Origin of the sequence: Salmonella sp. SAL00670 (assembly GCF_046552235.1) — a bacterium.
GTDB classification, from domain to species: Bacteria; Pseudomonadota; Gammaproteobacteria; order Enterobacterales; family Enterobacteriaceae; genus Salmonella; species Salmonella enterica.
The window spans coordinates 536426-550000 of sequence record NZ_JBGDUO010000001.1; the positions used below are offsets into that span (position 1 = coordinate 536426).

At 51.2% G+C, this 13575-nt stretch carries 16 protein-coding genes and 1 other annotated feature; of the genes, 13 read left to right on the forward strand and 3 right to left on the reverse strand.

The window, feature by feature from the left end:
- The 13 genes from infC to selO all read left to right on the forward strand — a co-directional run bounded on the left by infC (nt 1) and on the right by selO (nt 10882).
- Nucleotides 1–543 carry a translation initiation factor IF-3 gene (infC, locus tag ACLJRS_RS02675; RefSeq protein ID WP_001574431.1) on the forward strand — a complete coding sequence of 181 codons (543 nt, stop codon included), beginning with the start codon at nt 1–3 and terminating at the stop codon, nt 541–543.
- 95 nt (nt 544–638) lie between these two features.
- Nucleotides 639–836: a 50S ribosomal protein L35 gene (gene rpmI, locus ACLJRS_RS02680; protein WP_001124225.1), complete on the forward strand. Its 198-nt coding sequence runs from the start codon at nt 639–641 to the stop codon at nt 834–836.
- A gap of 50 nt (nt 837–886) precedes the next feature.
- Nucleotides 887–1243 (forward strand): 50S ribosomal protein L20, encoded by a 357-nt coding sequence (rplT, locus tag ACLJRS_RS02685; RefSeq protein ID WP_000124850.1) that lies wholly within the window; start codon nt 887–889, stop codon nt 1241–1243.
- A gap of 115 nt (nt 1244–1358) precedes the next feature.
- Nucleotides 1359–1482 (forward strand) — a sequence feature (Phe leader region).
- Nucleotides 1364–1408, forward strand: coding sequence for a pheST operon leader peptide PheM (gene pheM / locus ACLJRS_RS02690; protein ID WP_001386830.1), 45 nt, complete (start codon nt 1364–1366; stop codon nt 1406–1408). (Overlaps the previous feature by 45 nt.)
- 62 nt (nt 1483–1544) lie before the next feature.
- Entirely contained in the window at nt 1545–2528 is a 984-nt protein-coding gene (pheS, locus tag ACLJRS_RS02695; protein ID WP_000018567.1) for a phenylalanine--tRNA ligase subunit alpha, read from the forward strand.
- 15 nt (nt 2529–2543) lie between these two features.
- Entirely contained in the window at nt 2544–4931 is a 2388-nt protein-coding gene (gene pheT / locus ACLJRS_RS02700; RefSeq protein ID WP_000672408.1) for a phenylalanine--tRNA ligase subunit beta, read from the forward strand.
- Nucleotides 4932–4935: 4 nt separating this feature from the next.
- Nucleotides 4936–5235, forward strand: coding sequence for an integration host factor subunit alpha (gene ihfA, locus ACLJRS_RS02705; RefSeq protein ID WP_001229266.1), 300 nt, complete (start codon nt 4936–4938; stop codon nt 5233–5235).
- 202 nt (nt 5236–5437) lie between these two features.
- Nucleotides 5438–6418: a vitamin B12 ABC transporter permease BtuC gene (gene btuC, locus ACLJRS_RS02710; RefSeq protein WP_000954982.1), complete on the forward strand. Its 981-nt coding sequence runs from the start codon at nt 5438–5440 to the stop codon at nt 6416–6418.
- Nucleotides 6419–6509: 91 nt separating this feature from the next.
- Complete coding sequence (locus tag ACLJRS_RS02715) at nt 6510–7061, forward strand: glutathione peroxidase (RefSeq protein WP_001181571.1); 552 nt, start codon at nt 6510–6512, stop codon at nt 7059–7061.
- Nucleotides 7061–7810 (forward strand): vitamin B12 ABC transporter ATP-binding protein BtuD, encoded by a 750-nt coding sequence (btuD, locus tag ACLJRS_RS02720; protein WP_000080607.1) that lies wholly within the window; start codon nt 7061–7063, stop codon nt 7808–7810. The genes ACLJRS_RS02715 and btuD overlap by 1 nt, the downstream gene beginning before the upstream one ends.
- Before the next feature lie 76 nt (nt 7811–7886).
- Complete coding sequence (locus ACLJRS_RS02725; RefSeq protein WP_001213256.1) at nt 7887–8351, forward strand: C40 family peptidase; 465 nt, start codon at nt 7887–7889, stop codon at nt 8349–8351.
- Nucleotides 8352–8664: 313 nt separating this feature from the next.
- Nucleotides 8665–9378: an anti-FlhDC factor YdiV gene (ydiV, locus tag ACLJRS_RS02730; RefSeq protein WP_000562003.1), complete on the forward strand. Its 714-nt coding sequence runs from the start codon at nt 8665–8667 to the stop codon at nt 9376–9378.
- Between the two features lie 61 nt (nt 9379–9439).
- A complete protein-coding gene (gene selO, locus ACLJRS_RS02735) occupies nt 9440–10882 on the forward strand; it encodes a protein adenylyltransferase SelO (protein ID WP_000175677.1) in 1443 nt (480 codons plus the stop codon).
- A gap of 35 nt (nt 10883–10917) precedes the next feature.
- Here selO and hemP read toward each other — a convergent pair whose 3' ends face one another.
- From hemP to ppsR, 3 genes are all read right to left on the reverse strand, one after another.
- A complete protein-coding gene (hemP, locus tag ACLJRS_RS02740; protein ID WP_000089115.1) occupies nt 10918–11109 on the reverse strand; it encodes a hemin uptake protein HemP in 192 nt (63 codons plus the stop codon).
- Between the two features lie 156 nt (nt 11110–11265).
- Complete coding sequence (gene aroH, locus ACLJRS_RS02745; RefSeq protein WP_001082194.1) at nt 11266–12312, reverse strand: 3-deoxy-7-phosphoheptulonate synthase AroH; 1047 nt, start codon at nt 12310–12312, stop codon at nt 11266–11268.
- 155 nt (nt 12313–12467) lie between these two features.
- Entirely contained in the window at nt 12468–13301 is an 834-nt protein-coding gene (gene ppsR, locus ACLJRS_RS02750) for a posphoenolpyruvate synthetase regulatory kinase/phosphorylase PpsR (protein ID WP_000370992.1), read from the reverse strand.
- Nucleotides 13302–13575 lie beyond the last annotated feature (274 nt).

Here is a 13575-nt window from a genome sequence, read left to right on the forward strand (position 1 = left end):
ATTAAAGGCGGAAAACGAGTTCAAACGGCGCGTCCGAATCGTATTAATAGCGAAATTCGCGCGCAAGAAGTTCGCTTAACAGGTCTGGAAGGCGAGCAGCTTGGTATTGTGAGTCTGAGAGAAGCTCTGGAAAAAGCTGAAGAAGCCGGAGTAGACTTAGTCGAAATCAGCCCTAACGCCGAGCCGCCGGTTTGTCGTATAATGGATTACGGCAAATTCCTCTATGAAAAGAGTAAGTCTTCTAAGGAACAGAAGAAAAAGCAAAAAGTTATCCAGGTGAAGGAAATTAAATTCCGTCCTGGGACAGATGAAGGCGACTATCAGGTAAAACTCCGCAGCCTGATTCGCTTTCTCGAAGAGGGCGATAAGGCCAAAATCACGCTGCGTTTCCGCGGTCGTGAAATGGCCCACCAGCAAATCGGTATGGAAGTGCTTAATCGCGTGAAAGACGATTTGCAAGAACTGGCAGTGGTCGAATCCTTCCCAACGAAGATCGAAGGCCGTCAGATGATCATGGTGCTTGCTCCTAAGAAGAAACAGTAAGGCCTTCAAGTAACAATTCTGTGAAGCCTTCGGGCTTCACAGGTTTTGTTCGCCTATGTTTCGTTTATTAACAATGCGAAGTGGAAGTTATTAAAATGCCAAAAATTAAGACCGTACGCGGAGCTGCTAAGCGCTTCAAAAAAACCGGTAAAGGTGGTTTTAAGCACAAGCACGCTAACCTGCGTCACATTCTGACCAAAAAAGCGACTAAACGTAAACGTCACCTGCGTCCGAAAGCCATGGTTTCTAAAGGCGATCTGGGCCTGGTTATCGCGTGCCTGCCGTACGCATAAGCCGTTAACGTTTTTAACTTTTTAATTAGAATAGATACAGGAGAGCACATATGGCTCGCGTAAAACGTGGTGTAATTGCACGCGCACGTCACAAGAAAATTTTGAAACAAGCCAAAGGCTACTACGGTGCGCGTTCTCGCGTATACCGCGTTGCCTTCCAGGCAGTTATCAAAGCTGGTCAGTATGCTTACCGTGACCGTCGTCAACGTAAGCGTCAGTTCCGTCAACTGTGGATTGCGCGTATCAACGCAGCAGCACGTCAGAACGGTATTTCTTACAGCAAATTCATCAACGGCCTGAAAAAAGCCTCTGTTGAAATCGACCGTAAGATCCTGGCTGATATCGCCGTATTCGACAAAGTCGCGTTCACCGCGCTGGTTGAAAAAGCGAAAGCAGCTCTGGCATAAGCCAGTGAAAAGAGGGAGCCTGGCTCCCTCTCTTTTATTTACTGTTCAGTGAGTTGACAATTGACCTGTAACCCTTTTCAATAAAGGATATCTGGTTTTACCACATAAGGTAACGCAAGCATGAACGCTGCTATTTTCCGTTTCTTTTTTTACTTTAGCACCTGATTCCAGGAGGCTAGCGCGTGAAAAACGAAACGAAAAACAGCGCAAAAAAGCCTCCTGATGGAGGCTTTTTTTGTATCTGAAATCGAGAGATTACGTCCAATGAACCGGTGTCTTCACCGACACAATGAGGAAAACCATGTCACATCTCGCAGAGCTGGTTGCCAATGCAGCGGCCGCCATTAACCAGGCGTCAGATGTTGCCGCGTTAGACAATGTACGCGTCGAATATTTGGGCAAGAAAGGGCATTTAACCCTTCAGATGACGACCCTACGCGATCTGCCGCCGGAAGAGCGTCCGGCAGCCGGGGCAGTCATTAACGCCGCGAAAGAGCAGGTACAACAGGCGCTTAACGCGCGTAAAGCCGAGCTGGAAAGCGCAGCGCTTGACGCCCGTCTGGCCGCTGAAACCATCGATATCTCCCTGCCGGGACGCCGTATTGAGAACGGCGGTCTGCATCCGGTCACGCGTACCATTGACCGTATTGAAAGTTTCTTCGGCGAGCTTGGTTTTACCGTGGCGACTGGCCCGGAAATCGAAGATGACTACCATAACTTCGATGCGTTAAACATTCCGGGTCATCACCCGGCCCGCGCCGATCATGATACCTTCTGGTTTGACGCGACCCGTCTGCTGCGGACCCAGACGTCTGGTGTCCAGATCCGGACGATGAAAGCGCAGCAACCGCCGATCCGTATTATTGCGCCGGGCCGTGTATACCGTAATGACTACGACCAGACGCATACTCCGATGTTCCATCAGATGGAAGGTCTGATTGTTGATACCAACATCAGCTTCACCAACCTCAAAGGTACGCTGCACGACTTCCTGCGTAATTTCTTTGAGGAGGATCTGCAGATTCGCTTCCGTCCTTCTTATTTTCCGTTTACCGAACCTTCTGCAGAAGTGGATGTGATGGGTAAAAACGGCAAATGGCTGGAAGTGCTGGGCTGCGGGATGGTGCATCCGAATGTGCTGCGTAATGTCGGTATCGATCCGGAAATCTATTCTGGCTTCGCTTTTGGTATGGGGATGGAACGTCTGACCATGTTGCGTTACGGCGTCACCGACCTGCGTTCATTCTTCGAAAACGATCTGCGTTTCCTCAAACAGTTTAAATAAAGGCAGGATAAAACAATGAAATTCAGCGAACTGTGGTTACGCGAGTGGGTTAACCCGGCAATTGATAGCGATGCGTTGGCTAACCAGATTACGATGGCTGGCCTGGAAGTAGACGGCGTTGAGCCGGTCGCGGGAAGCTTCAATGGCGTTGTGGTTGGGGAAGTGGTTGAGTGCGCCCAGCATCCGAACGCTGACAAATTGCGTGTAACGAAAGTCAACGTCGGCGGAGAACGCCTGTTGGATATCGTCTGCGGCGCGCCAAACTGTCGTCAGGGGTTGAAAGTAGCGGTGGCCACCATTGGCGCTATTCTGCCGGGCGATTTCAAAATTAAAGCGGCGAAACTGCGTGGCGAACCGTCTGAAGGAATGCTGTGCTCCTTCTCCGAACTGGGGATTTCCGACGATCACAGCGGCATTATCGAACTGCCGGCGGATGCGCCGCTGGGTACCGATATCCGTGAATACCTGAAGCTCGACGACAATACCATCGAAATTAGCGTCACGCCGAACCGTGCGGATTGCTTAGGTATCATCGGCGTTGCGCGTGATGTGGCGGTACTGAACAAAGCGCCGCTCCAGGAGCCTGAAATGGTGCCGGTTACGGCAACCATCAGCGATACGCTGCCGATTACGGTAGAGGCCGCTGATGCGTGTCCTCGCTATCTTGGTCGGGTGGTAAAAGGCATCAATGTTAACGCGCCGACGCCGCTGTGGATGAAAGAGAAACTGCGTCGCTGCGGTATTCGCTCCATCGATGCGGTGGTTGACGTCACGAACTATGTGCTGCTCGAACTGGGTCAGCCAATGCATGCTTTCGATAAAGATCGCATTGATGGCGGTATTGTCGTGCGGATGGCAAAAGAGGGTGAAACCGTCGTCCTGCTGGACGGTAGCGAAGCGACGTTAAATGCGGACACGCTGGTGATCGCCGATCACCATAAGGCGCTGGGGATAGCCGGTATTTTTGGCGGCGAACATTCCGGCGTGAACGGCGAAACGCAAAATGTGCTGCTGGAGTGTGCGTACTTTAATCCGCTGTCTATCACCGGTCGCGCTCGCCGCCACGGTCTGCATACCGATGCGTCTCACCGCTACGAGCGCGGGGTGGACCCGGCGCTGCAATATAAAGCGATAGAGCGCGCTACTCGTCTGCTTCTTGATATCTGTGGCGGTGATGCGGGTCCGATAATTGATGTGAGCAACGAAGCAACGTTGCCGAAACGCGCCACCATTACTCTGCGTCGCAGTAAACTGGATCGCCTGATCGGGCATCATATTGCGGATGAGCAGGTCAGTGATATTCTGCGTCGTCTGGGCTGTGAAGTGACCGAAGGGCAGGACGAGTGGAAAGCCGTGGCGCCGACCTGGCGTTTCGATATGGAGATTGAAGAAGATCTGGTGGAAGAGGTGGCCCGCGTTTACGGCTATAACAATATTCCGGACGAGCCAATCCAGGCCGGTTTAATCATGGGGACGCACCGTGAAGCCGATCTGTCGTTGAAGCGGGTTAAAACCATGCTGAACGACAAAGGCTATCAGGAAGTGATTACCTATAGCTTTGTCGATCCTAAAGTACAACAGCTCATCCATCCAGGCGCAGAAGCGCTGCTGCTGCCAAACCCTATCTCCGTTGAGATGTCGGCGATGCGTCTGTCGCTGTGGAGCGGATTGTTGGCGACGGTGGTCTATAACCAAAACCGTCAGCAGAATCGCGTGCGTATTTTTGAAACCGGTTTACGTTTCGTTCCGGATACACAAGCCAATCTGGGTATTCGACAGGATCTGATGCTGGCTGGCGTGATTTGCGGCAACCGCTATGATGAGCACTGGAACCTGGCAAAAGAGACCGTTGATTTCTATGATTTGAAAGGCGATCTGGAAGCAGTATTGGATTTAACCGGCAAACTGGGTGATATCCAGTTTAAGGCGGAGATGAATCCGGCTCTGCATCCGGGACAGTCTGCGGCGATTTATCTGAAAGATGAACGTATTGGTTTTATTGGGGTTGTTCACCCTGAACTGGAACGTAAACTGGATCTGAATGGTCGTACGCTGGTGTTTGAACTGGAATGGAATAAGCTCGCAGACCGTATCGTGCCGCAGGCGCGGGAGATTTCACGCTTCCCGGCCAACCGTCGCGATATTGCGGTTGTTGTTGCAGAAAACGTTCCCGCAGCGGATATTTTATCCGAATGTAAGAAAGTTGGCGTAAATCAGGTAGTTGGCGTAAACTTATTTGACGTGTACCGCGGTAAGGGTGTTGCGGAGGGTTATAAGAGCCTCGCTATCAGCCTGATCCTTCAGGATACCAACCGTACACTCGAAGAAGAGGAGATTGCCGCTACCGTCGCCAAATGTGTAGAGGCATTAAAAGAGCGATTCCAGGCATCATTGAGGGATTGAACCTATGGCGCTTACAAAAGCTGAAATGTCAGAATATCTGTTTGATAAGCTTGGGCTTAGCAAGCGGGATGCCAAAGAACTGGTTGAACTGTTTTTCGAAGAGATCCGTCGTGCTCTGGAAAACGGTGAGCAGGTGAAACTCTCTGGTTTTGGTAACTTCGATCTGCGTGATAAAAATCAACGTCCGGGGCGTAACCCGAAAACGGGTGAAGATATTCCTATTACAGCACGGCGCGTGGTGACCTTCAGACCCGGGCAGAAGTTAAAGAGCCGGGTCGAAAACGCTTCGCCCAAAGAAGAGTAATCAGATCCAGGCATAACATCCATCAGGGTGTATTGCGGCAGATACGCTGCCATCCCGAAAGTAGATCAGCGGGATGACAGCGTATCTGTCAGCCTGAAAGATGACCCGTATAACTAAAAAGGCCGCATTGCGGCCTTTTTTCTTTCAAGTAAAGGATACCCACCGTAAAATCACGCTACCTCTTTTCAGCTGAATGGATAACATGCTGACTTTTGCCCGCCAACAACAGCGACGAAACGTTCGCTGGCTTCTGAGCCTGTCACTGCTGGTGCTACTGGCTACACTTCTGAGCTTATGCGCAGGCGAACAGTGGATTGCCCCCGGTGACTGGTTAAGCGCCCGGGGGGAACTGTTTGTCTGGCAAATTCGCCTTCCCCGCACGCTTGCGGTATTGCTGGTTGGCGCTGCGCTGGCGCTATCTGGCGCTGTGATGCAGGCGCTGTTTGAAAACCCACTTGCTGAACCGGGTCTGCTCGGCGTTTCGAATGGGGCCGGTGTTGGGCTTATTGCCGCCGTCTTACTGGGGCAGGGGCAACTGCCAGGATGGGCGCTGGGACTGTGCGCTATAGCCGGCGCGCTCATTATTACGTTAATTCTGCTGCGTTTTGCGCGTCGCCATCTTTCTACCAGCCGCTTGTTGTTGGCGGGCGTCGCGCTGGGCATTATCTGTAGCGCGCTGATGACGTGGGCTATCTATTTTTCCACCTCTTTCGATCTGCGGCAATTAATGTACTGGATGATGGGAGGATTCGGCGGCGTTGACTGGCAGCAGAGCTGGCTAATGATTGCGCTCATCCCGGTACTGATCTGGATATGTTGCCAGTCGCAACCGCTGAATATGCTGGCGCTAGGGGAAACCTCGGCGCGGCAGCTTGGCCTGCCGCTGTGGTTCTGGCGCAATTTGTTGGTCATCGCCACCGGCTGGATGGTGGGCGTCAGCGTGGCGATGGCGGGGGCGATTGGTTTTATCGGTCTGGTTATTCCGCACATCCTGCGCTTATGTGGTTTAACCGATCACCGGGTTTTACTTCCCGGCTGCGCGCTGGCCGGGGCTATCGCCCTGCTATTGGCTGATGTGGTCGCCCGACTGGCGCTGGCGTCGGCTGAACTGCCTATCGGGGTGGTCACCGCCACATTGGGGGCACCAGTGTTTATCTGGCTGCTACTCAAATCCGCGCGTTAGCGCATCGGTAAACAACTGCTTTCATCATTCGCAGTCTATGATTAAAGGCTAACGATGAAACCCGCTATTCTACCGACATCAGGGAGACACCATGCAAAACTCGCTTCTTAATACTCACGTTACGACGATTGATGGAGAGGTCACTACACTTGAAAAATACGCCGGAAAAGTGCTGCTCATTGTAAACGTCGCCTCCAGATGTGGCCTGACGCCGCAATATGAACAGTTGGAAAATATCCAGAAGGCGTGGGCAGATCAGGGGTTTGTCGTGTTGGGTTTTCCCTGCAACCAGTTTATGGGGCAGGAGCCAGGCAGCGAAGAGCAGATTAAAACCTATTGTGCCAGCACCTGGGGCGTCACGTTCCCGATGTTCAGTAAAATTGATGTGAATGGCGACGCGCGCCATCCGCTGTATCAAAAACTGATAGCCGCTGCGCCAACGGCAGTCGCGTCGGAGAAGAGCGGCTTTTACGAACGGATGGTAAGCAAAGGGCGTACGCCACTCTATCCGGATGATATTCTGTGGAATTTTGAAAAATTTTTGGTAGGCCGGGATGGTCAGGTGGTACAGCGTTTTTCGCCGGATATGACGCCTGAAGATCCTATTGTGATGGAAAGCATAAAAATCGCGTTGGCAAAATAATGTCTCAATTGATGCAATTAAAGGACGTCGCCGAGAGCACCCGCCTGGGGCCGCTTTCCGGCGAAGTAAGCGCAGGAGAGATCCTTCATCTTGTCGGGCCGAACGGTGCCGGGAAAAGCACGCTACTGGCGCGTATGGCGGGGTTAACCTCCGGCGAGGGGAGCATCAGGTTTGGCGGAGCGCCGCTGGAGGCATGGGCGACGGCAACGCTTGCCCAACACCGCGCTTATCTTGCGCAACAGCAAAATCCGCCGTTCGCCATGCCGGTCTGGCATTACCTGACATTGCATCAACCTGATAAAACGCGAACCGGGCAGCTTAACGAGGTGGCCGATATGCTTGGATTGGGCGACAAACTGGGGCGAAGCGTGAATCAGCTTTCCGGTGGCGAGTGGCAGCGTGTTCGCCTTGCTGCCGTTGTACTACAAATTCATCCCGACGCTAATCCGGTCGGTCAATTATTGCTGCTTGATGAGCCGATGAACAGTCTCGATGTTGCGCAACAAAACGCTCTGGATCGGGTATTACATCATTTATGTCAGGCAGGAATTGCGATTGTGATGAGTAGCCACGATCTGAACCACACGCTGCGCCATGCGCATAAAGCCTGGTTACTAAAGCGCGGTAAACTCATTGCCTGCGGCCGCCGGGAAGAGGTGCTCACCCCCTCTTATCTGGCGCAAGCCTACGGTTTGCGCTTTCGACGACTCGACGTCGAGGGGCATCCAATGCTCATTTCGGCCACTTAAGTAAAATCGTTTCTTGAAAAGCAGGTAATTTCGACGCTAAATTAATACCAAAATAAAAACAGAGGATTGTTGCGGCATGCGTTTTTGGCTTCTTGTTATCACAGCATTGTTCCTGGCAGGATGCAGTACTCATCGGGCACCGGCGCCAAATGCCAGATTATCAGACTCCATTACCGTCATTGCGGGTCTGAACGATCAGTTGCAGTCCTGGCGCGGTACGCCATACCGTTACGGCGGCATGAGTCGCAGAGGCGTGGACTGTTCCGGCTTTGTGGTGGTCACTATGCGCGACAAGTTTGATTTGCAGTTGCCTCGTGATACGCGTGAACAATCAAAAATCGGCACCAGAATCGATAAAGATGAATTGCTGCCCGGGGATTTGGTTTTCTTTAAAACCGGTTCGGGCGAAAGTGGTTTACATGTTGGTATTTACGATACAAATAATGAGTTTATTCATGCCTCTACCAGTCGTGGCGTGATGCGTTCATCGCTGGATAATGTGTACTGGCGAAAAAACTTCTGGCAGGCACGGCGAATTTAACCTCGCAGACGATATAAATTTTATAGTCTATTTTTAACATATCGCCGGTTGAACTTATGACATCTGTTGTCATCATATATAATGATATAACCGTAGCATTTACAAACGTACTTTTATTAAAAACGGGCGTGTTCACGCCCTGTGAAAAGTACAACATTGGATATTGGTTTATAATCAGAGTAAGTTAAAAAAAGGAACCGGTTTACCGGTAAACAAGAAAAATGATGACGCTTCAATTAGTATCTGAAGTTACGTCTGTTTCCGTCCGTAGTGACTGGATGGCGAATAGCGCCCTAACCATGGGACTGGCGTAATGATTGCTTCACTTGATGAGCTTTACCATTCCGAACTCTTTTTCCTTCCCGTCATGGATGAAAACGCTCGGCTTGTTGGTTTGGAGATTATTGCAACATTTGCCGCTGAAGACGGCGCCGTGCGGATGCCGACTGAGTTGGTAGCGCCTCGCCTTTCGGTGGAGGAACAATACTGTCTGTTTGTTGAAAAACTGGCGTTGTTAGAAACCTGTCAGCACTTTTTTATTCAGCATAAACTTATTGCATGGCTTAATTTACCGCCCGCAATTAGTGACTTATTATTATTAGATAGCGAACTTTTTTCCCGGGCAGCGCGCTTTCCGTTTCTTGAATTAGCTATAAATGAGAACTATCCTGGGTTAAACCAGGGCAAAAACAATGAAACGTTAGCTAATCTGGCAATGCATTTCCCATTAATGCTGGCAAATTTTGGGGCAGGCGAGGCGTCGACTAAAGCTATTTTCGATGGGCTTTTCAAACGAGTCATGTTGGATAAAAATTTTATTCAGCAGCGAGCTGAAATGATCTCATTCGAACCATTCATGCACGCTATTGTTGCCCAGATCTCCTCCAGCTGCGAGTCGCTGATGATTGCCGGTATTGATAATGAGGCGATGTTTTCGCGCGCAGCGCCATTGGGATTTAGCGCATTCCAGGGCGGACTATGGCCTCCGGTGCCGGTAAGCCAGCTCATTAAACTCGTTCAGCGATAACCTTTCTGTTTGCCGGTGTTTAACCGGTGATTAACCGTCTACACTGAAGACAGGAGGCCCTATGACCCTGTCTTTTACTGCCCGTTGGCGCGATGAACTGCCAGCAACGTATACCGCGCTTTTACCCACACCGTTAAAAAATGCGCGACTGATTTGGTATAACGACAAACTGGCGCAGCAGTTAGCCATTCCCGCGTCGTTATTTGACGCTACCAATGGCGCTGGCGTTTGGGGCGGCGAAACCTTATTACCCGGTATGTCGCCTGTCGCGCAGGTATATAGCGGGCATCAGTTCGGCGTCTGGGCGGGACAACTCGGCGACGGACGCGGTATTTTGCTGGGCGAACAGCTCCTGGCGGATGGCTCGACCCTCGACTGGCATCTGAAAGGCGCCGGATTAACACCCTATTCGCGAATGGGGGATGGACGCGCCGTCCTGCGTTCAACCATACGAGAAAGCCTTGCCAGCGAAGCCATGCATTATCTGGGTATTCCCACTACGCGCGCGTTATCTATCGTAGCCAGCGATACGCCGGTTCAGCGAGAGACGCAGGAAACGGGCGCGATGTTAATGCGTCTGGCGCAAAGTCATATGCGTTTTGGTCATTTCGAACATTTCTACTACCGCCGTGAGCCGGAAAAAGTTCAGCAACTGGCTGATTTCGCTATTCGTCATTACTGGCCGCAATGGCAGGATGTAGCGGAAAAATATGCTTTGTGGTTTGAAGAGGTGGCGGCGCGTACCGGAAGACTCATCGCCGAGTGGCAAACTGTCGGTTTTGCGCACGGCGTTATGAATACGGATAACATGTCGATTCTGGGGCTGACCATCGACTATGGCCCCTTTGGTTTTCTCGACGACTACGATCCCGGCTTCATTGGTAACCATTCCGATCATCAGGGACGTTACCGCTTCGATAATCAACCGTCGGTGGCGCTGTGGAATTTACAACGTCTGGCGCAGACGTTAACCCCTTTTATTGAGATCGACGCGTTAAACAGAGCGCTGGATCGTTACCAGGACGCGTTGTTAACGCACTATGGGCAGCGAATGCGCCAGAAGCTGGGTTTCTTTACCGAGCAAAAAGACGATAACGCTTTACTGAATGAATTGTTTAGTCTGATGGCGCGCGAAGGGAGTGATTATACCCGTACATTTCGGATGTTAAGCCATACGGAGCAACAGAGCGCTTCCTCGCCGTTGCGGGATACGTTTATCGATCGCGCGGCGTTCGATGCCTGGTTCGACCACTACCGGGCGCGATTGCGCACAGAGGCGGTGGATGACGCGCTGCGCCAACAGCAGATGCAACGCGTGAATCCTGCGATTGTGTTGCGCAACTGGCTGGCGCAACGCGCGATAGATGCGGCTGAACAAGGAGACATGGCGGAACTGCATCGGTTGCATGAAGTTTTACGTCAACCTTTTACCGATCGAGATGATGACTATGCCAGCCGACCGCCGGAGTGGGGAAAGCGGCTGGAGGTCAGTTGTTCAAGTTAGCCAGATGCCAGCAGAATCGTCTGCTGGCGGGAGCGCTATTTGGTTAACAGTAGCTTACCGGCCTGAGTTTTACGCAACAGATACTCCTGACCGTTGTGATCGATAATGACTTTGCCGTCCGGACCTAATAGCGCCTGACTGTTGACGCGCCGTTCAGCGGCAGGGAGAAGCGTTTCATTGTCTATTTCCTTAGGGTGAGGCAGCTCGGTGTTATCCATACGCGACATGTTATTTATTAATAATCAAACTCACAATGATTATTATTATCAATAATTAATGCGATAACAGCAAGTGCTAATTCTGTGGAGTGATATACGCGCGCGTAGAGAAAAGGGTGGGTAACGCATCGAAGAAACGCCCATCCCGGCAGGATGGGCGAGCTATTAAAAGCGGCTGTCTACCGCCGCGGCAAGTTTTTCCAACAGAACTTCCGTATCTTCCCAGTTCAGGCAGGGATCGGTAATGGATTGACCATAGATTAACGGTTGACCGCTGATAATTTTTTGCGTGCCTTCCCGTAAAAAACTCTCTGCCATAATCCCGGCAATTGCCGTGGAGCCATTACGAATCTGCTGGCAAATATCATCACATACGTCCAACTGGCGGCGATGCTGTTTTTGACAGTTGCCGTGGCTGAAGTCGACGACCAGATGTTCCGGCAGATCAAATTCATGCAACGTATCGCAGGCGGCGGCAATATCTTCAGCGTGGTAGTTCGGTTTTTTACCGCCGCGCATGATGATGTGCCCATACGGGTTGCCACTCGTCTGGTAGATGGTCATCTGTCCGTCTTTATCCGGCGAGAGAAACATATGGCTGGCGCGGGAAGCGCGAATAGCGTCAACGGCAATGCGAGTATTGCCATCTGTACCATTTTTAAAGCCGACCGGACAAGAGAGCGCAGAAGCCATTTCCCGATGGATTTGGCTTTCGGTGGTACGCGCGCCAATCGCTCCCCAACTGATCAGATCGGCAATAAACTGGCCAGTGACCATATCAAGAAACTCTGTGGCGGTCGGTACTCCCAGTTCGTTCACCTGCAATAGCAAGCGACGCGCCAGTTCAAGCCCATAATTGACGCGGTAACTTCCATTCAAGTCGGGATCGGAAATCAGGCCTTTCCATCCCACGACGGTGCGCGGTTTTTCAAAATAGGTGCGCATGACGATTTCCAGACGCGCCTGATGCTTTTGGCGTTGTGCCTGGAGCTGCGTCGCGTATTCCATGGCAGCATTCAGATCGTGAATCGAACAGGGGCCAATGACGACCAGTAGCCGTGGATCTTCACCATTTAAAATCTTTTCTATCCGGCGTCGGGAGTCGGTAACGTGACTGGCGACGGAGGACGATACAGGATACCGCTGCGCGAGTTCGGTCGGTGTTACCAGGCTGTCGATACGCGCAGTACGGAGTTCATCGGTTCTGTTCATTACAAGTCTCAGAAATTTGTTGCTTCAACGGCAGGACTACCGGGAAGTGATGGGCATCACGATAAACCAATCCCTGCTGATTTCAAGTGCGAGGCGTGTCACACCTCGCAGGCAGAACGGCATGATAACAAAAACCAATCCATTAAACTAGTTTGCTAGTACATTCTGCGGTTAAGCCCCATAATATCGAGAATCTTGGTGGCTATCTCTTCAACGGAATAATTGGTGCTGTTCAGGCAGGGGATCTGATTTTTACGATACAGCGCTTCGACCTCTGCCACTTCCATGCGGCACTGACGCAACGAGGCATAGCGACTGTTTTCACGGCGTTCTTCGCGAATTGCCGCCAGGCGTTCAGGGTCAATTGTCAGGCCGAACAGTTTATGTTGTAGCGGTTTTAACGATGTGGGCAGCGTCAAATTATCCATATCATCGGCGATGAAAGGGTAGTTAGCCGCACGAATACCGAATTGCATCGCCAGATAGAGGCTGGTGGGCGTTTTTCCACAGCGCGAAACGCCAAGTAAAATGACCTGAGCCTGATCGAGGTTGCGCAATGAAATGCCATCATCATGCGCCAGGGTATAATCGATAGCGGCAATACGGGCGTCATACTTGTTCAGGTTACCCGGATTAAGCCCATGAGTACGATGAGCGATCGGCGTCGGATCCAGTTTCATCTCCTGCTGAAGCGGCGCCACCAGCGCCTGGACGATATCCTGGCAGAAACCTTCGCTCTGTAAGATGATGGCGCGAATTTCAGGTAAAACAATCGAGTAAAACACCAGCGGGCGAACGCCGGTTTGCTGATAAATGGCGTCAATTTGGTCTTTGACGGCGCGGGCGCGACTTTCGTTTTCCACGAATGGCAGCGTGATGCTGCTGATCGTCACCGGAAACTGCGACATAACCGCGTGACCCAGGACCTCGGCGGTGATGGCGGTACCATCAGAAATATAGAAAACATGGCGATCAACAACATTATCCATTCTGTTCATCCTGAAGAGTAAACATAATTATCTGAAAGCATAAATTAAAAGTAACGGGAAACGTATAACTTGTCGCTTATTTTATAAAATGACAGGCACTTTTTATAATTAATGAAAAGTGTGTTTCATTTCCTGGAAACGCAGTTTATACCGTGGGTGATTAAGGGAATGCCGTGCTATGCGCGGGTTTGCGCAACTACGTAAACAATCTGAAAAAATGAAAAAATAAATTTGCTTGAACGATTCACCGTTTTTTTCGCGGGTTTAAGTATGC

Bases quoted from the DNA above. Each gene is read 5' to 3' on its own strand.
- rpmI (WP_001124225.1), top strand. From the start codon at position 639: ATGCCAAAAATTAAGACCGTACGCGGAGCTGCTAAGCGCTTCAAAAAA.
- rplT (WP_000124850.1), top strand. From the start codon at position 887: ATGGCTCGCGTAAAACGTGGTGTAATTGCACGCGCACGTCACAAGAAA.
- pheS (WP_000018567.1), top strand. From the start codon at position 1,545: ATGTCACATCTCGCAGAGCTGGTTGCCAATGCAGCGGCCGCCATTAAC.
- pheT (WP_000672408.1), top strand. From the start codon at position 2,544: ATGAAATTCAGCGAACTGTGGTTACGCGAGTGGGTTAACCCGGCAATT.
- ihfA (WP_001229266.1), top strand. From the start codon at position 4,936: ATGGCGCTTACAAAAGCTGAAATGTCAGAATATCTGTTTGATAAGCTT.
- btuC (WP_000954982.1), top strand. From the start codon at position 5,438: ATGCTGACTTTTGCCCGCCAACAACAGCGACGAAACGTTCGCTGGCTT.
- ACLJRS_RS02715 (WP_001181571.1), top strand. From the start codon at position 6,510: ATGCAAAACTCGCTTCTTAATACTCACGTTACGACGATTGATGGAGAG.
- btuD (WP_000080607.1), top strand. From the start codon at position 7,061: ATGTCTCAATTGATGCAATTAAAGGACGTCGCCGAGAGCACCCGCCTG.
- ACLJRS_RS02725 (WP_001213256.1), top strand. From the start codon at position 7,887: ATGCGTTTTTGGCTTCTTGTTATCACAGCATTGTTCCTGGCAGGATGC.
- ydiV (WP_000562003.1), top strand. From the start codon at position 8,665: ATGATTGCTTCACTTGATGAGCTTTACCATTCCGAACTCTTTTTCCTT.
- selO (WP_000175677.1), top strand. From the start codon at position 9,440: ATGACCCTGTCTTTTACTGCCCGTTGGCGCGATGAACTGCCAGCAACG.
- hemP (WP_000089115.1), bottom strand. From the start codon at position 11,109: ATGTCGCGTATGGATAACACCGAGCTGCCTCACCCTAAGGAAATAGAC.
- aroH (WP_001082194.1), bottom strand. From the start codon at position 12,312: ATGAACAGAACCGATGAACTCCGTACTGCGCGTATCGACAGCCTGGTA.
- ppsR (WP_000370992.1), bottom strand. From the start codon at position 13,301: ATGGATAATGTTGTTGATCGCCATGTTTTCTATATTTCTGATGGTACC.